This is a genomic window from Exiguobacterium alkaliphilum 12/1, assembly GCF_000714435.1.
In the GTDB taxonomy this organism is placed as follows: domain Bacteria; phylum Bacillota; class Bacilli; order Exiguobacteriales; family Exiguobacteriaceae; genus Exiguobacterium; species Exiguobacterium alkaliphilum.
In genome coordinates this window covers 188605-208678 of sequence record NZ_JJMW01000019.1, presented here as the reverse complement: position 1 = coordinate 208678, position 20074 = coordinate 188605, and the positions used below count along the sequence as shown (strand labels likewise).

General features: G+C 55.4%; 25 protein-coding genes. 1 reads left to right on the top strand and 24 read right to left on the bottom strand.

The annotated features are described in order from the left end of the window. Window positions 1-2: 2 nt before the first annotated feature. Genes RT52_RS03970 through bshB1 form a run of 4 tightly spaced genes read right to left on the bottom strand, consistent with a single transcriptional unit; the run spans window position 3 to window position 3875 of the window. Entirely contained in the window at window positions 3-965 is a 963-nt protein-coding gene (locus RT52_RS03970) for a biotin--[acetyl-CoA-carboxylase] ligase (RefSeq protein WP_034815201.1), read from the bottom strand. Then, the gene (locus RT52_RS03965) at window positions 938-2077 is read right to left on the bottom strand and encodes a CCA tRNA nucleotidyltransferase (RefSeq protein WP_034815200.1); all 1140 of its coding nucleotides are present in this window, start codon (window positions 2075-2077) and stop codon (window positions 938-940) included. Before RT52_RS03965 ends, RT52_RS03970 begins: the two co-directional genes overlap by 28 nt. Next, window positions 2074-3195, bottom strand: a complete 1122-nt coding sequence (bshA, locus tag RT52_RS03960) for an N-acetyl-alpha-D-glucosaminyl L-malate synthase BshA (RefSeq protein WP_034815199.1) — start codon at window positions 3193-3195, stop codon at window positions 2074-2076. Before bshA ends, RT52_RS03965 begins: the two co-directional genes overlap by 4 nt. Next, window positions 3192-3875, bottom strand: coding sequence for a bacillithiol biosynthesis deacetylase BshB1 (bshB1, locus tag RT52_RS03955; RefSeq protein ID WP_034815198.1), 684 nt, complete (start codon window positions 3873-3875; stop codon window positions 3192-3194). Before bshB1 ends, bshA begins: the two co-directional genes overlap by 4 nt. Before the next feature lie 113 nt (window positions 3876-3988). On the opposite strand from bshB1, the gene RT52_RS03950 reads away from it, so the two are divergent. Further along, on the top strand, window positions 3989-4864 hold the full coding sequence (locus RT52_RS03950) for a YitT family protein (protein ID WP_034815197.1): 876 nt from the start codon (window positions 3989-3991) through the stop codon (window positions 4862-4864). An 81-nt stretch (window positions 4865-4945) separates the two neighbouring features. Here the strand turns inward: RT52_RS03950 and RT52_RS03945 are convergent, their stop codons facing one another. The 20 genes from RT52_RS03945 to RT52_RS03850 all read right to left on the bottom strand — a co-directional run bounded on the left by RT52_RS03945 (window position 4946) and on the right by RT52_RS03850 (window position 20032). Then, the gene (locus tag RT52_RS03945; RefSeq protein ID WP_034815196.1) at window positions 4946-5410 is read right to left on the bottom strand and encodes a GreA/GreB family elongation factor; all 465 of its coding nucleotides are present in this window, start codon (window positions 5408-5410) and stop codon (window positions 4946-4948) included. Between the two features lie 60 nt (window positions 5411-5470). Then, window positions 5471-6154, bottom strand: a complete 684-nt coding sequence (locus tag RT52_RS03940) for a zinc metallopeptidase (RefSeq protein ID WP_034809132.1) — start codon at window positions 6152-6154, stop codon at window positions 5471-5473. Between the two features lie 38 nt (window positions 6155-6192). Continuing rightward, window positions 6193-6810 (bottom strand): DUF1405 domain-containing protein, encoded by a 618-nt coding sequence (locus RT52_RS03935; protein WP_034815477.1) that lies wholly within the window; start codon window positions 6808-6810, stop codon window positions 6193-6195. Between the two features lie 85 nt (window positions 6811-6895). Next, complete coding sequence (locus tag RT52_RS03930; RefSeq protein WP_034809138.1) at window positions 6896-7690, bottom strand: menaquinol-cytochrome c reductase cytochrome b/c subunit; 795 nt, start codon at window positions 7688-7690, stop codon at window positions 6896-6898. Window positions 7691-7723: 33 nt separating this feature from the next. Continuing rightward, window positions 7724-8395, bottom strand: a complete 672-nt coding sequence (gene qcrB, locus RT52_RS03925; RefSeq protein WP_021067209.1) for a menaquinol-cytochrome c reductase cytochrome b subunit — start codon at window positions 8393-8395, stop codon at window positions 7724-7726. A gap of 15 nt (window positions 8396-8410) precedes the next feature. Further along, window positions 8411-8914, bottom strand: a complete 504-nt coding sequence (locus tag RT52_RS03920) for a QcrA and Rieske domain-containing protein (RefSeq protein ID WP_034815195.1) — start codon at window positions 8912-8914, stop codon at window positions 8411-8413. Between the two features lie 110 nt (window positions 8915-9024). Further along, window positions 9025-9465, bottom strand: coding sequence for a DUF2487 family protein (locus tag RT52_RS03915; RefSeq protein WP_034815194.1), 441 nt, complete (start codon window positions 9463-9465; stop codon window positions 9025-9027). A gap of 161 nt (window positions 9466-9626) precedes the next feature. After that, window positions 9627-10160 carry a ReoY family proteolytic degradation factor gene (locus RT52_RS03910; protein WP_034815192.1) on the bottom strand — a complete coding sequence of 178 codons (534 nt, stop codon included), beginning with the start codon at window positions 10158-10160 and terminating at the stop codon, window positions 9627-9629. Window positions 10161-10185: 25 nt separating this feature from the next. Then, window positions 10186-11457 carry a tetratricopeptide repeat protein gene (locus RT52_RS03905; RefSeq protein ID WP_034815190.1) on the bottom strand — a complete coding sequence of 424 codons (1272 nt, stop codon included), beginning with the start codon at window positions 11455-11457 and terminating at the stop codon, window positions 10186-10188. Window positions 11458-11490: 33 nt separating this feature from the next. Then, window positions 11491-12741 carry a 3-phosphoshikimate 1-carboxyvinyltransferase gene (gene aroA / locus RT52_RS03900; RefSeq protein ID WP_034815188.1) on the bottom strand — a complete coding sequence of 417 codons (1251 nt, stop codon included), beginning with the start codon at window positions 12739-12741 and terminating at the stop codon, window positions 11491-11493. Window position 12742: 1 nt separating this feature from the next. After that, entirely contained in the window at window positions 12743-13786 is a 1044-nt protein-coding gene (locus tag RT52_RS03895) for a 3-dehydroquinate synthase (RefSeq protein ID WP_034815186.1), read from the bottom strand. Then, window positions 13780-14940, bottom strand: a complete 1161-nt coding sequence (gene aroC, locus RT52_RS03890) for a chorismate synthase (RefSeq protein WP_034808553.1) — start codon at window positions 14938-14940, stop codon at window positions 13780-13782. Before aroC ends, RT52_RS03895 begins: the two co-directional genes overlap by 7 nt. A 10-nt stretch (window positions 14941-14950) precedes the next feature. Then, on the bottom strand, window positions 14951-15730 hold the full coding sequence (locus tag RT52_RS03885; RefSeq protein WP_034815475.1) for a CheR family methyltransferase: 780 nt from the start codon (window positions 15728-15730) through the stop codon (window positions 14951-14953). A 105-nt stretch (window positions 15731-15835) separates the two neighbouring features. Further along, window positions 15836-16255, bottom strand: a complete 420-nt coding sequence (gene ndk, locus RT52_RS03880) for a nucleoside-diphosphate kinase (RefSeq protein WP_034808551.1) — start codon at window positions 16253-16255, stop codon at window positions 15836-15838. Between the two features lie 91 nt (window positions 16256-16346). Beyond that, window positions 16347-17309, bottom strand: a complete 963-nt coding sequence (locus RT52_RS03875) for a polyprenyl synthetase family protein (RefSeq protein ID WP_034815184.1) — start codon at window positions 17307-17309, stop codon at window positions 16347-16349. 3 nt (window positions 17310-17312) lie between these two features. Beyond that, entirely contained in the window at window positions 17313-18014 is a 702-nt protein-coding gene (locus tag RT52_RS03870) for a demethylmenaquinone methyltransferase (protein ID WP_034808547.1), read from the bottom strand. Between the two features lie 20 nt (window positions 18015-18034). Further along, window positions 18035-18607 (bottom strand): heptaprenyl diphosphate synthase component 1, encoded by a 573-nt coding sequence (locus RT52_RS03865; RefSeq protein WP_034815182.1) that lies wholly within the window; start codon window positions 18605-18607, stop codon window positions 18035-18037. A gap of 127 nt (window positions 18608-18734) precedes the next feature. Then, on the bottom strand, window positions 18735-19007 hold the full coding sequence (locus RT52_RS03860) for an HU family DNA-binding protein (protein ID WP_024370177.1): 273 nt from the start codon (window positions 19005-19007) through the stop codon (window positions 18735-18737). Between the two features lie 109 nt (window positions 19008-19116). Then, window positions 19117-19818, bottom strand: a complete 702-nt coding sequence (locus tag RT52_RS03855; protein WP_209325624.1) for a hypothetical protein — start codon at window positions 19816-19818, stop codon at window positions 19117-19119. 13 nt (window positions 19819-19831) lie between these two features. After that, on the bottom strand, window positions 19832-20032 hold the full coding sequence (locus RT52_RS03850) for a DUF2768 domain-containing protein (protein ID WP_034808542.1): 201 nt from the start codon (window positions 20030-20032) through the stop codon (window positions 19832-19834). Window positions 20033-20074: the final 42 nt, after the last annotated feature.

The following is a 20074-nucleotide window of genomic DNA, read 5'->3' as shown; positions in this document are numbered from 1 at the left end:
ATTCAATCATTCCAAACCGCGATTTCAGCAGAGTAAATCGGTTCGATTTCCGCTCCCGTCTCCAGTAAGAGCGCACCTTCAGACGAGATGCCACGCATGACCCCGGTCTTCGTCCTTCCACCCGTCGTCAACGTGATCATCTCATCGATGAAAGCTGCGTTGTGAAGCCAATGTTCACGAACCGGGGAGAAGCCCGCCTCAAGGAACAGATCGTACTCCTTCTCGAGGTCTTCTAACAAACGAGCGAGCAATTCGCTGCGGCGGTGGACGATGCCCGTCTCGCGCTTGAGTGACGTCGCCCGATGGAGGAGTTCTTCTGGGATCGTCTCGCCGTTGACATTGAAGCCGAAGCCGAGGATGACCGCTTGAATCCGGTCGCCCTCGGTTTGCATCTCCGTCAAAATCCCGCCGATTTTCTTCCCGTTCAAGAGCAGGTCGTTCGGCCATTTGATCGTTGCGGCAATCCCTTCACGGTTGAGAGAGCGGGCGAACGCGCTCGCCGCCATGAGGGTCAATTTCGACGCGTCTCGAATCGGCAAGTCCGGACGTAAAATGACGCTCGCCGCAATATTGACCCGGCTCGGATTGTACCATTGTCGTCCGAGTTGTCCGCGGCCGGCCGTCTGTTCTTCGCTGATGACAATCGTCCCTTCCGCCGCCCCTCGTTGAGCGAGCTCGTGGGCGATCCGTTGTGTCGTGTCGACTTGGTCGTACGCGTGAACGTGTTGCCCGAAACGGCCACGCCGGACGGAGACGAACGCCGTCTCATCGAAGCGGTCGTTCTGCTCAAGCAATTGATACCCTTTTCGTGGAATCGTCTCGATTGCGTAACCGTCTTGTTTTAACGTCTCGATATGCTTCCAAATAGCGGTACGTGAAATATTTAATTGCCGGGCCAACTCCTGCCCGCTCCAAACCGCCCCGTCTTGCAAGAGGCTCAAGACCTTTCCTCGTGTCGAAGCCATGCGCCTGCCTCCTTCCGTAAAATCGTCTCCTCGTTCGAGAGCTCGCCGTGGAGCACCACTCGTTCCAGATGGGCAAGTAACTGTTTAATCGTCGCGCCTTTCGCCCCGATGGCGATGGCGTCACGACCATCGAAACGAAGCTCACTGCGACGTTGAATCGGCAATGCCCGCTTCAACTCGAGGGCCCGGTCCGTCCGGCCTTCCATCCGTAAGTACGTGTCGAGCGTCGCCTCGGGCGTGTCGTAAATCGCGAACGTGTCGAGGCCGGTCGAGAGCAACCTAGCGAGCCGACTTGCTTCACGTTTGGTCGCGTTCGACCGTTTCCAGGCAGCGAGCCAATTCGCGTCACCCGCGTGATAGAGTAAGAGCGCCCAGCCGCCGAGCGCGTTGACCGGTCTCCGGTCGTCGTCGATGACCTTTTCCAAGAGATGGCGATCCATATCCGGCAAGTGGGCATGAATCCCGGCCGCCATGAGCGACGAGAGCGCCCGCTTATAGGCCGGACCCGCCATCAGCTTCTCGAACTCGATGGCGATGCGCTCCATGGCGATATGGCGAAGCTTGTGCCCGAGCGCCGAGGCTGCGCGGACGAGTTCCTCGTCGAGTGTGAAGTCGAGCTGGGCCATAAAACGGAACGCCCGCATGATGCGGAGGGCGTCCTCGTCGAACCGTTCGTACGGGCTCCCGACGGTTCGGATGACTTTCGCTTCGAGGTCGAGCCGTCCGCCGAACAAGTCGACGACGTTGCCGTCGTGGAACGCCATCGCGTTCATCGTGAAATCGCGTCGGAGCAAATCCTCCTCGAGTGAGACGCCGAGGGCGACGTGGTCGGGGCGACGCGAGTCGGAGTACGTACCTTCCGAGCGGAACGTCGTCACTTCGAACGGGTGATGGTCTAAGATGACCGTCACCGTCCCGTGGTCAATCCCGGTCGGCACCGCCTTCGGGAAGAGCGCGAGCACCTCGTCCGGGAAGAGCGACGTCGCGATGTCGATGTCGTCCGGCAAATGTCCGAGCATATAATCCCGGACGGCGCCGCCGACAATATACGCCTCGCCGCCGCGGGCGTTAATCGTTTCGATAATCTGTTTTGCGTATTCCCACTCTGTCATACGCGCACCACCCGTTCATAAAGTGATTCGTAGGCGGACACGATATCGGCCGAAGCGAACTGTTTGGCCCGTTTCAACCCGTTTTCCCGTAACCGCATCTGTAGCGCCTTGTCGAGCAAGATGTTCTCGAGCGCTTTTGTCGCCCCGGCGACGTCACCACGGGCGACGACGAACCCTTCCGCCCCATCGGTGATCACTTCCGGCAAGCCGCCGGCGTCCGAGACGACCGACGGGATGCCCGTCGCCATCGCCTCGAGCGCGACGAGACCGAACGCCTCTTTATCCGATAACAGGACGTGCACGTCACTGATCGCTAACAGTTCCGCGACTTGTTCTTGCTTCCCGGCGAAGATGACGTCTTGCTCGAGCGACAACTCGCTCACTTGGCGGCGCATCGCCCCCATGAGCGGGCCGTCCCCGACGAGGAGCAGTTTCTTATCCGGCACGTCCATCCGGTCGAACGCTTCGAGGACGAGATCGATCCGTTTCACTTGGCGGAAGTTCGAGACGTGGATGACGACATGGTCCGATTCGGTCAAGCCGTAACGTTCCCGAAGTGACGAATCATCGAGCGGACGGTACACCGACTCGTCGATGAAGTTATGGATGACGTCAATCGACAAGTCGGACCCGATCCGTTCGAGCGTCTCTTGCCGCAGGCTATCGGACACGGCCGTGATGGCGTTCGATTGCCGAAGCCCGTATAGGATGGCCGGTTTCAGCTCCTCATCCTCCCCGAGGACGGTAATATCGGTCCCGTGTAGCGTCGAGACGATCGGGATGTTCGTCCCGGCCATCTCGCGCCCGAGCGCGGCACAGACGGCGTGCGGCACGGCGTAATGCGCATGGATGACGTCGAGACCGAACGCCTGGATGACGCTCGCGATCTTCGAGGCGAGCGTAATGTCGTACGGTGGATAGCGAAACACCGAATATTGATTGATCTCGACCTGATGGAACGTGATGTTCGGATGATACGCGTTCAATCGGAACGGGATGCTCGACGTGATGAAATGGACGTCATGGCCGCGGTCGGCGAGCTTCATCCCGAGCTCGGTGGCGAGAATGCCCGACCCCCCGACCGATGGATAACAGAGGACACCAATCCGGAGCTTCATGCGAGCCCACCCGCCTTCCTGACGGCGTAAGGCTTGACGGTCATCAAGCCTTCGGCGTACGTCGTCCCGATTAAACTGCCGAAATGCCGCTCCCGGGCCCGCACGCGCTCGATGTATTCATCTGTGAGCGGGGTGCGGACGCCGTCGACGGGCATGAATTGGCTCTCATACGCAGACAAGGCACGCAGCTTCGTCTCCATCGTCTCGCTGATGTCGATGCAGACGTCAGGCGTCTTGAGCGCGTTAATCATATATTGATAGACGCTGTCCGGTCGATACGCCGGCACGTCCGGTAAGTATTTACGAATCCCGGCGTTAAAGAGCGCCTCCTCGACGAGCCGGGCACAGGCCCGATGGTCGGGATGACGGTCGACGCCGTACGGATACAAGACATGCGTCGGACGCTCGGTCCGAATCAACCGGACGAGCGTCTCGATTTGGCTTTCGTCCCCGGTCAGTCCACGGTCCGGGAACCCGAGATTGAGGCGACGAACCCCGAGCACGTCGTCGGCGTATCCCGCCTCGACGGCGCGCGTGTCGACGTCCCCGTTCGAGGACAGCTCGGCCCGCGTCAAATCGACATAGACGACCTCGATGCCGTCGCGTCTCCATTGGGCCGTCATCCCGGCGATACCGATCTCGATATCGTCCGGATGGGCCCCGATTGCTACTATTTTCATAATCAATCACCTCTTCTGTGAAAAGTATATCGGACTCCTCCGCGAATGTCATATGTAGAGGGTAGGCAATCGAGAGGTTTTTCGAGTACTCTAGGAAATGGGAGGTGAACGAAATGACGGTCCAGTTACCGATTCGTTTTCGCAATATTATCTTTATCTTAATTGGTTCTTTCATTTTTGCGTTCGGGGTGTATCACTTCAACGTACAAAACAATTTGGCCGAAGGTGGCTTCACCGGGATCACGTTGATTCTGCGCGGCTTGTTCGACTGGTCGCCCTCGATCACGAACTTGGCGCTCAACATCCCGCTCTTCTTCGTCAGTTATAAGCTGCTCGGGCGGACGACGTTCATCTATACGCTCATCGGGACGTTCAGTTTCTCGCTCTGGTACGCGCTCGTCGCCAAGTACTCGAACCTCGTCATCGATTTGACCGACGACATGGTGCTCGCGAGCTTGTTCGCCGGGCTCTTCATCGGCGTCGGCCTCGGCATCATCTTCAATAACGGCGGCACGACCGGCGGCGTCGACATCATCGCCCGCCTCGTCCAGCGCTATGTCGGATGGTCGATCGGGAAGACGTTCCTCGTCTTCGACTTCTTCGTCATCGTCCTCAGTTTGACGTATCTCGACATCCGCGAGGCGATGTACACGCTCCTCGCCGTCTATGTCGGGGCTCGCGTCATCGATTCGATGCAGGAAGGAACGTACGCCGGCAAGGCCGCGATGATCATCAGCGACCATCGGACGGCGATCGCTGACGGCATCCACGCGACGATGAATCGTGGGACGACACGCCTCATCGCCAAAGGTGGCTACTCGAACAAAGAGCTCGAGGTGCTCTATGTCGTCGTCGGTCGCAACGAGGTCAACCGCCTGAAGACGATCGTCAAACAGATCGACCCGCACGCCTTCGTCACGTTCCATCACGTGTACGAGGTCGGCGGGGAAGGCTTCACGTTCGACGAGAATCGGGTCCCACTGAAGTAATCGAAACCTCAGAGACATCAAACAAGCCACCGGCAGCGAACTCGCTGCCGGTGGCTTGTTTTTTAACGGTTGTTCGCCTCGTCATCGTTCGATTCGGACGATCTCAAAGTCGAGCGTCCCGCCCGGTGAAACGATTGAAACGGTTTGGCCGACGACGCCCCCGATTAACCCGCTACCGAGCGGCGACGTGTCGGCAATCGTGTCTTTCGCCAAATCGGCTTCGTGTTCACCGACGATGCGGTACGTCTCTTCATCCCCACCGGGTATCTCGCGGATGACGACGCGGCTGCCGAACGCGACGACGTCTGAGCGGCCCGTCTCGACGATGACGGCATGAGCGAGTAGCCGCTCGAGTTCGACGATCTTTGACTCGATCCGCGCTTGTTCCCGGACCGCGTCCATATACGTCACGTCTTCTCGAAAATCACAGAACTTCCGGGCCGCCTTGACGCGTTCGAGCGCCTCGCGCCGGCTGTCGCCTCGCAGCGTCTCGAGCTGTTCCTGCAAGCGGTGGCGCCCCGCTGTCGTCAATTGTGGTTGATGCATCGGTTGCTCCTTTCGAAAGCGAAATGAAAAAATCCCGTCACGTGGACGGGACTGATGATTCTACTCATCACGTGGCATGAAGACGATGAGCGCCAAACGGATGAGTTCCGCGACCGCGACGAGCGTGGCGGCGACATATGTCCAAGCTGCGGCGTTGAGCACTTTTCGTGCGCCTGACTCTTCGTTCGCCGTGACGATCCCGTGGCTCGTCAATTCGGCCATCGCCCGTTTCGAGGCATCGAACTCGACCGGAAGCGTCACGAGTTGGAACACGACCGCACCGAGCATCATGATGACACCGAGCTGAGCGAGTCCTAAGGCACCTAACAAGAATCCGCCGAGGAGGAGCGGGAACGACAAGTTCGACGTGATGTTGACGACCGGGACGAGACGATGGCGGACGCGCATCATCTTATAGTCGGTCGCATCTTGGATGACGTGCCCGATCTCGTGCGCCGCGATGGCTGCTGACGAGATCGTCGAGCCTTGATACACTTCACGTGACAAGCGGACGACTTTGTTGACCGGGTCGTAATGGTCGCTCATCAGTCCGTCGACCATCTCGATGCGCACATCGTTGACACCGTTTTGCTTCATGATGAAGTCTGCGACTTGCGCGCCGGTGACACCGCTTTGGAGGCGTTGCTGTAAAAATTTCTTATACGTACTTTTCACTCGCATCTGAGCCCATAGCGGGATGAGCATAATCAGTGCAAGATAGAAAATATAACCACCTAATGACATTTTCTATATCACCTCTGCGTGTATTTGATAGTTCAATTTTACATTCTTATGACCTTATTATCAAGTGAAGTGCGTAGGACGAGCACATATCCCACAAAAAAACACAATCCTGTCAGCCAAAACGACCCGTATCCGATCCACATGATATGTTCGGCGAGCGCGGGGTAACGTGGCCATTGGCCGAGCACATAATCGACGACGTCGTTATGGATGACCCAAACGAGCGTCAACACGAACGAGCGTATCGTCCACGTCATGAACGGGGCGTAAAGGAGCGCCTGGACGGCCATGGCGCCGTGCGACACCATGAGCATGAGTGCCATGAGCACCGTGAACGTGTCGGCATCACTACCGAGCGTCCGTAAGAACAAGACGTTCATGACGACGGCCCAGACACCGTATTTGATTAAAGTAATGAAGGCGAGCGTCTCTAGGAGTGGCGATCGCTTGCCGAAAATCCAAAGACCGAGCACGACCGTGAAGAAGAGCGAAGCCGTCGGACTATCCGGCACGAACGGCCAGTAGATGAGTGGCGTATCCCGCAGTTGTGGTTCGTACCAGATGTAACCGTAAATCGTACCGAGCAAGTTGATGACGAACAACACGCTGAGCACGGCTTTATGTCTCAAGAAAGGATACCAAACGTTATGTAACATGTTCAAACCGTCCTTTTTTCCTTATTGTAGCGCGAGCCGAAGGGAAAGTAAAAACGCGCGGCCCAATTGGACCGCACGCGTTGGATTACTGGTTGTTTTCGCCGCCTTCACCGTATGAAGCGATGAATTCAGCCATAGCTTGAAGATCTTCATCCGAACCGTCCCATTGACCGGCTGGCATCGCGCCAATCCCGTTCACAGAGATTTCGGCAATCTCTTCTGCCGAGTAAGTCGTACCGACGAGCGGTGGGGCTGCAGCGCCACCTTCTAGGTTTTGACCGTGACAGTTGACACATGATTGGGCCGCATAGATTTCATAACCTGGGGCCGCCGTGTCAATCTCTGGGCCTTCACCCGGGACGACAAGGATACCTTGCTCATGGACTTGGTCCCAGTGCGTCGTTTGTACCGACTCCCACGTCAAGTAGACGATCGAAAGGATACCAAGCAACATGAACGTTGTCGAGACTGGGCGTCTCGCCGGTCGGCGCTCGAGCCCTTGGTCAAGCCATGGTGCAATCAAAAGCGCCGTAAAGGCGATTCCCGGCATGATGACCGTACCGAGTAAAATCCAATCCCCTGCTGCAAACTGATATTTGAGCAATTGATACAAGAACAAGAAATACCAGTCCGGAAGCGGAATATATGACGTGTTCGTCGCATCAGCGATGTTTTGAAGTGGCGCAGCTTTAACAATCGTCAAAGCAATGAATCCGATCAAGAAGACTGATCCGACCATCCACTCTTTAAGCAAGAAGTTCGGCCAAAACGCTTCTGTGCGTCCTGGGTATTCTGAATAGTCTTTTGCAATATTCTGTTTCCGATTCGAGATTCCTACTCGAGAGTCGGTCACAAATTTCATCCCTTTACCGCGATGCATATCGTTTCTCCTCCTTTTTGTCTTCGAATCGGCTTAAAGCGGTCCAGATATTCCTTGTTTACGAATCATCAAGAAGTGAGCCCCAAGGAGTCCGAACAAGGCCGCCGGTAAGAAGAAGACGTGAATGGCGAAGAAGTTCGTGAGCGTCCGGGCGCCGACGATCTCACCACCGGCGAGAAGCGTTTTGGCGATGCCACCGATGACCGGGACACTCTCAGCAATCTGAAGCGTAACTTTCGTCGCGAACAACGCTTTCATATCCCAAGGCAACAAGTAACCTGTGAGACCGAGCGCCAAGACGACGAAGAAGAGCAAGACGCCGACGACCCAGTTGAGTTCGCGCGGCTTTTTATAAGAGCCTGTAAAGAATACGCGGAGCGTATGCAAGAACAACATGACGATCGCAACCGATGCGCCCCAGTGATGCATCCCACGGACGATTTGACCGTGTGCGATCTCGTTTTGTAAGTAGTAGACCGACGCGTGCGCGTTGATGATGTCAGGTACGTAATACATCGTCAAGAACATCCCTGACAAGATTTGAATCACGATCGTAAAGAACGTCAAACCGCCGAAGCAATAGACAAATGCTGAAAAGTGATGGGCAGGGTTGACGTGTTCTGGTACTTCATGGTCAGCGATGTCGCGCCATAACGGCGTGATGTCGACGCGTTCATCGACCCAATCATAAATTTTTTGTAACATCGGCTATTCCCCCTCTCACAACTGTGTGACCGGACTGCCCAAGTATAGGAATCCGTCTTTTTCTTCTTTTTCATAACGGGCAAGTGGTGATGTCGGAGGCGTACCTGGAATGTTCGTCCCGTCCTTCGTATAACGACCGAAGTGGCACGGGCAGAAAAATTCTGTTGGACGCGTCGGATCGCCGCCGTATCCTACTTGACAGCCGAGGTGCGTACAGATCGGAGACAAGGCGATCACCTCTCCGCTCTCATCTTTGAAGACCCATGCTGAGAGCGTCTCTTCGAACTCATACCATGCATCTTGCGTTTGTTTTTTAAAGTCGACACGTTGCGGCTCAGTCGTGATGTCATCGAGACTCATCACTCGAACTTTGTCACCCGCATCCGATCTTTTAAGTACCGGATCGATTGCAAAGTTGACCATCGGACTGATCAATGTTGCCGCCATAAAGCCACCTACTCCAGTCAGTGTGTACGTTAAGAACTGACGGCGCGTGACTTTTGACCCTTTTTGAGCCATTTCGTTCCCCCCTCATTCGTGTGCATAACCCCATAATTCTTTATGCATTCTTCACAAAAATTTCTCACTCAACAAAATAGTATATCAATAAAACCTCTACGTCAACCGCTTCATGTCGCCATCCAACGGGCAGAAAGCTCTGTGATGACTTGTGTCGCAAAATTTTGAACCATCGTGTGCGACTGCTCGCCCGACATCCCTTTCAACGCTAACGGCGGCACGAAGATGATCGGTAAATCGAACGCTTTGAAGCGGACGTCTGAAGAGATGAACAACACGTGAGAGAAACCCGACGCCGTCGCTTTCTCGAGGACGGTCTCCGCAAGTAAAGAGCCGGTTTCCACGTCGACGTAACTAAGCGTCGGGCAGAGCATCGTTCGTCCAGAGAGCTGTCGTTCCGTCTCGAGCGCCACCGCCTGGATGACCTCGTTCCCTTCAGCTTTACGGACCATCTCCTCGTCGAACGCGAGTTCGACGAGCGGGACGACGAGCGTATCGACGTATTGTCGTTCCGTGAGCGACTTTCGCGCATCAATACTATCGAACCTCATCTTTCCCCTCCTCTCTAGACATGATTCATCATGTCTATTGTATCGCACCTCCGTTCATTGCTTGTTCAAACTTATGAACGAAATGTGAAATTATTGTGTATTCCTACGTCATTAATATACCAAAAAACAAGCGCTACCCATAACGGAAGCGCTTGTTTTTCCTAAAATAATTTTGAGGCTCGAACTTGATGGAGTTTACTCGTCAAATTGCGGAACAACTTCTCATCACGTCGGTCGAGCGCCTCGTCGATTTCGACGAGCAATCGTTCTTCCTCGAACTGGGCGACCGAGGCACGGATGACGGTCTGTGCCGATGTCGTCACTTCGTCTTTTACTTCGGCAACGGGTTCGAACGGGTTCGGCTCGACAATGTCAATCCAATTCTCGTCAATCATCATGCCCTGGAAATTGAGTTCGACGTAAATCGCACCGTCATGGAGGCGAATGTCATGATACGCCTTCTCCGGATTGACCGTGACGAGGTCGCCGCGACGATATCGGAACGGTTCCCCGTCAAAGCCGTAAGCTGTCATCACAAGGCTTTGCGGGGCGACGGAGGCGTTCGTCACGAAATGGACGTTGCCGAGTTTCTCCGGATGCCTGAGCCAATAATCGATAATCCATTTGGCCTCTCGCTTACGCAGCGTATGATGAGCGAGGAATCGCTTTAAAAAATTCTTTTTCCGCTCCACCATATGACCCCATCTCCTTTTATATCGATTAATCGCGGTCCGCTAACGAGTCGAGCCGTTCTTCGAGCGCTTGACGGTCGTCCACGTCGACGGTGAGCGCAAGCGTTTGCTCGAGCATACGCTTCGCCTTGTCGCGCTGTCCTTCTTCTACTAACAGTGTAGCCCATTCGGTCGCAAAAGACACGTCCTCTTTATAAACGTCTTCAATCGATTCGTAGAGCGCGACCGCTTCCTCATACGCCTCGAGCTCATAGGCGGCTTTGGCCTTGTACCATGTCATGAGCGGCGATGTCGAATGGTCTTCGAGGGCGTCAATCGTCTCGATGACCGCATCCATGTCCCCGGCCTCGAACAAGACGGACAAGAGCAACTCAGTCGCTTCGAGCGATTCCGGATTCAAGGCGAGCGCCTCACGCAGTTCGGTCACCGCCTCATCGGTCGCACCTTGACGCAAGAACAGTTTCGCCTTCACCGTCCGTAACTCGTCGTTATAATCATCACGTTCAATCCCTTGCCCAATCATCTCGAGCGCCTCATCGATTCGTCCGAGCGCCTCGAGCGCTTCCGTATATGGAAGATAGAGCGACGTGAAGTCCGGGTCCATCGTCCGCAACTCCTCGAACTGTTTGACCGCGACCTCGTCACGCCCGATGCGGTGGGCCGTCATGGCATGCCCGAACACGGTATTCAAGTTTCGGCCCGTCGACTTCTCGAATTCGACGAGCGCCTCTTCGAACGACCCGATCATCGTGAGCGCCTCGGCGTAATCGGCCTGATAATCGATCTCTTCAGGCAACGCCAGATGCGGCAGTCGCGCATAGAGCGGGACGGCTTGTTCGAACGACCCGATTGACGCGTAAAGTTCAGCGAGCCCATAGACGAGCAGCGGTTCGTCCGGATTCGTCTCGAGTGCCTCGAGCAGTTTTTTGACGGCGACTTCGTCGAGTCCTTGCGATTGATACAAATCGGCCAATAACACGAGGCTCCGGACGTGTGCCTCTCGATCTTTCGTGTCGACTTTCTCGAGCACGGCAATCGCCTCTTCTTCGCGGTCGCTGTCGAGATATGCCTCGGCGAGCGACAACGCCACGTGCGGATTCCCCGCATAATCGACGTAAAGCGCGGCCAGGACGTTCACCGCGCGGTCGGCGAGTCCGAGCTCGAGATAAAGATCGGCGATGGCTAGCCGGTCTTCGTCCGAGCCCTCTTTTTCAAGCGATTCGAGATGGTGCAGGGCGTGTTCTGTCTCCCCGGCCTCGAGCATCTCGACAATATGGTTCAATTCTGATTCATCTAACATTGATCTTCCTCCTACCGACAACAACTATTGACGTTATTCTATCTCACGACCGAGCCGTTGTAAATCTTGATGAAACTGCGGGTAACTGACATCCGAGACATCCATCCCATGAATGTGGACAGGATCGTCCGTCAAAAGCGCTGCAATCTGCAGCATCATCGACAGCCGATGGTCGCCAAACGCATCCACGTCCCCACCTCGAATCGGACTCGGGCGGACGGTGAACCCGTCCTCAGTCTCTTCGATGTCGACACCGAGCGTCTTCAGTTCGGTCACGACCGTCCGGATGCGGTCCGTCTCTTTCACACGCAGTTCGCCTGCGTCTCGCACAGTCGACGGGCTTGTCGCCTGTGACGCGACGAGGGCAAAGAGCGGCAACTCGTCGATTTGATGCGGAATCGCCTCGCCGCCTAACTCGATGCCGCGAAGCGTGCTCGTCGAGACCGTCACATCGGCGACCGTCTCCTCTCCGAGCGGGCGCGCCCGCTCAATCGAGACGGACGCGCCCATCCGTTCAAGCGTCCGCAAAAAGCCGATGCGCGTCTCGTTCAAACAAACATCGACTGTCGTGACTCGACTATTCGGGACGATGGCCGCTCCGGCCCAAAAGAATGCAGCCGACGACGGGTCGGCCGGGACGTGGACCGTCGCTCCCTTCAATCCACCCGGGTCGAGTCGGATCACTCGTACCCCGTCCTCGATCGTCACATCGATACGACCGCCGAACAGTGGCAACATCCGTTCCGTATGGTCACGCGACAACATCGGCTCTCGCACGATCGTCTCTCCCTTGGCCCGAAGCCCTGCCAACAAGATGGCCGATTTGACTTGGGCGCTCGCGACAGGCAACGTGTAGTCGATGCGGCCCAGTTCGCTTCCTCGGATGCGAATCGGGGCGTAATCGCCTTCGATATTGGCCCCACGCTCACGTAGCGGTACCGTGACACGCCCCATCGGCCGTTTCGAGAGCGATTCGTCACCCATCAACTCATACGTCCCGTCATACCCGACGAGCAGTCCAGTGAGGAGACGCATCGTCGTCCCCGAGTTGCCGCAGTCAATCGTCGTCGACGCCATCTTGTCCGTTCCCGTGATGACGACCCGGTCAGCTCGTTCCTCCACCGTCGCCCCGAGGCGACGCATGGCCTCCATCGTCGACCGGCAATCGGCTCCAAGGAGCGGGTCATGAATCGTCGTCACACCATGCGCGACGGCACCGAACATGACGGCGCGATGCGTGATCGATTTGTCACTCGGGACACGAATCCGTCCTGTCAATCCCATGCTACATCCATCCTTTCAGTTGATTGAAGGCGGCGATGAGGCGATCGTCTGACACCGGTTCGACCGTGACGGTTTCACCGAGCAAGACGAACCGGACTTCACCGCCGCGATTTTTTTTATCCCGTCCCATTAACGTCCGATAGTCTTCAAATGGACGCCAGGCGACCGGTGTAACTTCGTTCGCTGTCATCCAGTCTGCTAACCGCCTCGCCCGGTCCGTGTCCCCGTTCAAAAGGAAGGCATACACCATCCCATACAGGACGGCCTCTCCATGGGCGAGCCGATACCGTTCACTCGTCTCGAGCGCATGGCCGAACGTATGGCCGAAATTGAGCCACGCCCGAACTCCTGCTTCTCGCTCGTCCGCCTCGACGATGCGACGCTTCACTTCAATGCCACGCGCGAGCCACTCCGTCCAATCGATCGGGCCCGTCAAGGCGTCGAACAACGCATCCTCGAACGACGCCTCGAGCACATGCTCAGAGAGATACGCATGCTTGATCAGTTCGCCGAGACCGCTCCGGACGTCACGTTGCTGTAACGTCTCGAGTCGCGTGACGTCGTAGTGGACGCCCATCGGTTGATAGAACGCACCGATCGCATTTTTGGCGAGCGGATGGTTGACGGCGACTTTTCCGCCGACGGCCGAATCGTGCGCCAGAATCGTCGTCGGGACTTGGATGTAACGGACGCCCCGCATATAGACGCTCGCCAAAAAACCGGCCAAATCCCCGACCATGCCGCCGCCGAAGGCGAGAACGATCGTATCGCGGTCACATCCGGACGTCAATCCTTCGGAGACGAGCCGTTCGATGACGGAAAGCGACTTCGATTCGTCGCCTGGTGGCACGACCGACCAGACAATGTCTGGATGGACGGGCGCCAGCCGTTCTCGAAACGTCTGGCCATGGAGTCGGTCGACCGTCTCATCGGTCACGACCCAAACCGTCGAACCAGAAAAAGCTTGAACGCGGTCGAGCCAAGCATCACCGCGTTCAATCGTCACATCATATGGGGTCGACGCATCGACGCGAATCGTCACCATGTCCGAATCTCCTCACGATACGTCGCGACTCGGTTTTGTATCCGTTCCACCGTATCGTGCCCGAACGTTTCACACAGCTCACGCGCAAGTTCGAAGGCGACGACCGCTTCGACGACGAGCGAGGCGGCCGGGACGGCACACGCGTCACTGCGCTCGATTTGAGCGAGGAACGGCTGTTTCGTCTCGATGTCGACCGACGGGAGCGGTTTGTATAGGGTCGGGATCGGTTTCATGACGGCCGTGCAGACGATCGGCATCCCCGTCGTCATCCCGCCTTCAAAGCCGCCAAGGTGATTCGAGAGTCGAGTGTAACCGGTCTCATCATAGGCGATCGGGTCCATCACTTCCGAACCCGGACGATACGCCATGTCAAACCCGTCCCCGAAGGCGACGCCTTTGATGGCGTTCACGCTCATGACCGCCTGAGCGATTCGCGCATCAAGTTTCCGGTCGTACTGAACGTAGGAGCCGAGTCCCGGGATGACACCGTGGACCTCGGTCGTGACGACGCCTCCGAGGGAATCCCCCGCGGCTTTCGCCTCGTCAATCAAGCGCATCATCTGATCTGCCGCTTCCGCGTCGTACGTGCGGACGGGTGACGCCTCGACCGCTGCGATGAGCGCCTCCTTCGAGTCCATCGTTTTCACGGCCGCGACGCCGCCAATCACTTTCACATAGCTGAGCACGCTCATCCCTACGGCGGCGAGCAACTGCTTGCTGATGGCGCCGACCGCGACGCGGGCTGCCGTCTCACGGGCGCTCGAGCGCTCGAGCACGTCGCGAAGGTCGCGATGGTCGTACTTCAATCCTCCGACGAGGTCGGCGTGCCCTGGCCGTGGGCGGACGACCCGCCGCTTCACCTCGGCGTCATCTGCGATCGGCTCCGCTTGCATGACGTTCCGCCAATGCGTATGGTCCTTGTTCTCAATCCAAAGCGAGATCGGGGCACCCGTCGTCCGTCCGTGACGAATCCCGGCCCGGACGTCCACGCGATCCGATTCGATTTGCATCCGCCGGCCACGTCCGTATCCCGATTGTCGTTTTTTCAATTCTTCATTCACCAAGTCGATGTCGACGGAGAGGCCCGCCGGCACTCCTTCAAGAATGATGGTCAATCCAGGACCGTGTGACTCTCCTGCCGTCAAATAACGCATACACGCCACCTCACTCTTCGTATTTTTCGTAAAAGAAACTTTGCTTCATCCGGTAGCCGTAACGTTTCGGTTGGAAGATTTGCTCTGTCCCGCCGACGAACAACACACCACCCGGACGCAACGAGCGATGAAACGATTTGTACACTTTCTCTTTCGCTTCCTCCGTAAAGTAAATCAAGACGTTGCGGCAGACAATCAAATCGAAGTTTCGTTCATAGACGTCCGCTAACAAATTGTGCTTTTTGAACGTGACGAGCTTCTTTATGTCTTCTGCGATGTAGTAATCGTCGCCCCGCCGTGTGAAATAACGTTGTCGGAACTCGGCCGGCAAGTCGACGAGGGCCCGTTCATGGTATTTGCCTGCTTTCGCTTTCTCGATGACGATGTCGTCGAGGTCGGTCGCGGTAATCGAGAATTGGGCAGGTGACAGATGTTTGGATAAGAGCATCGCGAGCGAGTACGGCTCTTCCCCTGTCGAACAGGCGGCGCTCCATACGCGTAACTTCCCTTGGCTCTTGCGGATGAGTTCTGGCAAAATATCCTCCTCGAGCTGTTGCCAACGGACCGGGTTCCGATAAAATTCGCTCACATTGATTGTCATCCGGTCTAAAAACTCTTCGTACAGGCCGCGGTCGGCCTCCATCGCTTTGAAGTACTCGATGAACGTGGCATAGCCTTTCTTCTCGCGGAGGGCAATCATCCTGCGCTTCATCTGTGCCTCTTTATATAAGTTCAAATCAATCCCAGACTTTAAGTAAAATTTTTTCACGAAGATGGCATAATCATTTATCACCAGTTCCAACCTCAATTCTTCCTCATTTCCTAGTTCTCGATGCCGCGTAAGCGCTTCAACGGCAACAAAAAAAGGGACAGGTGACCCCGTCCCTCGTTCTCGTCATGAAACGTGCGATGCTTCAGAGACGAACCAAAGCGCCAACTCCCGCTCGGCACTCTCGGCACTGTCAGACCCGTGAATCACGTTTTGTGACATCGTCGCGGCCAAGTCGCCCCGAATCGTGCCCGGTTGCGCGTCGAGCGGGTTCGTCTTCCCAATCATCATGCGTGAGACGGCGATGATGTTCTCACCTTCCCATTCCATCGCGACGACCGGACCTGACGTCAAGAAGTCGACGAGCTCGCCGAAGAACGGCTTCTCCTTATGTTCCGCATAATGCGCTTCTGCGATTTCTACAGACGGTGTAAGCATTTCGAGACGGTTCAACGTGTATCCTTTGTTTTCAAAGCGCGAGATGATTTCCCCAATCAAGCCACGCGCTACGCCGTCAGGCTTCACCATTAAAAATGTCTTTTCCATTCCCCTAATCCCCCTAAATCGATATGTGTACGATGTACTCTATAAGTGTACACGGTCACTCTCGTTATTGAAAGGGGTTACAACGTGCAAATTACCATTTCCGTTTCCCGATATATTCGGCAATCTCGATGAGCGAACGTTTGTCTGACACGTCCGGGAGCGGCTCGAGCCGTTTGATGGCCCGGCGAACGTAACGATCGATCGTCTGTTGGCTCCGTTCAAGCGTCCCGTTTTGCTGTACCTCGCGGACGAGCGCGGCCGTCAAATCAGGGGTCGACGTGCTGTCGACTCGCGACAAGCGCTCGTAAAACCGACCATCTTCGGCCGAATAGAAGAGCGGCAACGTCTTATGGCCGTGCTTCAAATCTTCACCGACCGGTTTCCCGAGCTGAAAGCTCTTCGCTGTGAAGTCGAGTAGGTCGTCCGTCATTTGAAACGCCATGCCGATGTCATACCCGAACAGACGTAACTGCTTGACGACTTCTGGCGACGCGCCCGAGACGATTGCCCCAGCGGCACAACTCGTCTCGATGAGCAGCGCCGTCTTTCTGGCGATTCGGTCCAAATACCGTTTCGGTGACTGCGACCAGTCGTATTGATCTTGGATTTGATTGATTTCGCCGATACAAATCAATTCCATCGTCTCTGCCATGAGTTGCATCACTTCCGGCGAATCGACTTCGGAGACGAGGCGGATCGCCTCGCCGAACAGCGTGTTTCCCGTGTACATGGCGACACGTTCATCATACCGTTCCATGACGGTCGGCTTGCCGCGTCTGAGCGTCGCATCGTCGATGACGTCGTCATGGACGAGCGAGGCCATGTGGATGAGCTCGAGACTAGCCGCTACTTTCGTCAATCGAATGTCATTCTGCTGACCGAACGCGGCACTCAAGAGGACGAAAGCCGGACGAATCCGTTTCCCGCCCGCGTCTAACAGTTGCCTCGACGCCGCATCGATGACGGGATGGTCCGTATGCACACGTGTCGACAAAAAGCGGTCGATTTGATCGATTTCACGATTCATGTGACGATATAGTCGTTTTAAAGACATCGGTTACCACTTCTTCCCTAAGTGCATCGCACATGCACCACCGGAAAACGGTTTGACCTCGACTTGTTCGAACCCAGCCGTCTCGAACATTCGCTTCAATGTGAGGCGGTCCGGGAACGAGTCGGTCGACTCTTGCAGCCATTTATATTGGTCATAGGAACCGGCGAACAGCTTGCCAAAGAGCGGCATGACCGTACCGAAGTAAAATCGGTACAGCTCGCTGAAGAGCGGCGCCGTCGGTTGGCTCGTCTCGAGGCAGACGACCGTGCCGCCCGGTTTCAAGACGCGATGCATTTCGCTTAGCACCGTCATATAGTCCGGGACGTTACGAAGGCCGAAGCCGATTGTCACAAAATCAAACGAGTCATCGCCAAACGGCAACGCCATCGCGTTTCCGTGAACGAGTTCGATGTTCGGATATTGTTTTACTTTCTCGTGACCGACCGCAAGCATGTTCTCCGAGAAGTCTAACCCTTTGACGACCCCCGTGTTTCCTGCCGCTTCGGCGAGTTGAATCGTCCAGTCAGCCGTCCCACAACAGACGTCGAGACATTTCGCGCCCGGGAACACTTGCATCCGTCGCATCGTCGCTCTGCGCCACCACTTGTGGAGCCGGAAACTGATGATCGAGTTCATCGTATCGTAGCTCGGTGAGATGGATTGAAACACATCATATACTTTTTGCTCTTTTTCTTTCGGTTGCAACACGTAACATCCTTTCCGTTCTAAGCGACAGCATGCGCCAAAAGCGCCGATAGCTGCTCTCGTTGTTCTTTATGCAATGTCGTCGCTCTTTGTTCGATGATTTGTTTTCCGTACGACGTCAAATACGTTTGACCGATCAATTCAGCGAACGTCTTGACGAGGCCAAAGTTGGCTTCCATCCATGTCGATACAGAAATCTCGTCGTCTAAAGCGAGTGTGCATTTAGCCCCGTTGACGAGTTGGACGGTCCGGCCGAAGCGATCACTGAAGTCGGTCGGGAATCGTGCCAATATTTTATAAAATTGAGCCGATGCGAAGTCTCCGGCGAGCACGTTCAACTGGCGCGCCAAAGAACCGTTCGGACAATCCTTCACTTGATCGTGCAACTCGAGTGCCTGATGGGCAAAATACGTGGCTAGCACGAGCTGTTGTTGTTCGGTTGATTCTTCGTCAATCAATTCGACCATCCAACGAAGTAAAGGCATGTCGACTGCGGGCACAATCTCGTGTCTCGTCAAATACGGATGGGTCATGCGTTGTTCGATTTGACGAGCAAGGTCGGTGACAACGCTTTCGTTTGTCCACTGTTCCATGCTATCCCCCCTCGTCCTCTTCGTTGTCATTCTGACATAGTATAGCACATTTTCGTCACATTCACGCCATGTGAACTCGTAAACGGACACAAAAAAAGCCGCCTTTCGGCGACTTATGTAATGCCTATTATTTGACCGCGTCTTTGAGCGCTTTACCTGCTTTGAAGGCAGGGACTTTGCTCGCAGGGATTTCGATATCTTCTTTCGTACGTGGGTTGCGACCTTTACGGGCAGCACGCTCACGAACTTCAAAAGTACCAAAACCGATCAATTGAATTTTCTCACCGTTTTGGAGTGCTTCAGTGATTGATTCAAATGTAGCTTCAACAACTGTCGTCGCTTCTTTTTTAGAAACTTCGGCTTTTTCAGCAACTGCTTGGATCAATTCAGTCTTGTTCATCACGATTCACCTCCTCTCACAGAGAGTTTACGGGATTAATCATATCGTACAAACGTTGATATGACAACATTTTTTAAGTGAAAAGCCCATATTCACGACGCTTCGTCGATCAGTTGTTTAAAAATTCGACTTCGCCTTGTTCATTAATCGTATAGCCTTGCGAATAAGCTGGGGCGAATGGTGAATCATTGTAGAGCAAATACCGAATATCCTCGCCGACTTCTGGCGTCACATCCGTGTTTTCGAGCTTGGCCGCGATGTCTTGGCGATAGTCGACGAATAGCTGTCCGCTCCCGTCGACGTAGATCGGTAACTCGTTATCGGAGTATGGGCTCGGGATCGTCGGTTCTTCGGCGACGAAGATGAGGTCGTAGTTGAGCGTAAATTGATTTTTACCGACCGATCCGGCAAACGGGAACTTCCCTTCCTTCGCCCGGTACGCGTTAATGTTCGTCTGCAACTGCTGTAGCCGCTCGGTCACCCGTAAATCAATCAGCTTGACCGTCGGTTCGTCCTCGACGTCGACGAGGACGTATAAGAACAGCCCACCCCCTTCAAAACTGTTCGCCGGCGGGTCGGCCATATACCCTGGGACAAGACGTCCGAATTCGATTGGATACCGTTCCATGAGCGGTGTCTCGGCCGGCTTCGTTTTAATCGGCAACACCCCGGTCGTCTCTTTGAACGAGTCGACGGCCGTTTGGACCGAACGAATCTGTTCTTCGTACGGGACGTTGTCGACACGGTTTGACTGCGGGTACATACACCCGCTCAGAACGGTTACCGCCAACAGACTGACAACTACTAACATTCGTTTCAACGGTTCAACCCCCTGTCGGCCCTGAAGCGACCACGTAAATCATAATGAGCGTTCCAAATAAAAAAATGACGAATGCGACGACGCGCACGAGCGCCCCGAACCAACCAGATAGTTTCGTGTGGCTGACAGCGACCATGAGCGCCGCGATGGCGAACGCCCCGATGCCGGCGAATGAAATCCACATCTTGATGAGTGACGGTGTCACGTTGATCCCCTCGACTTTCTCTCTAATTCTCTCTCCGTACAT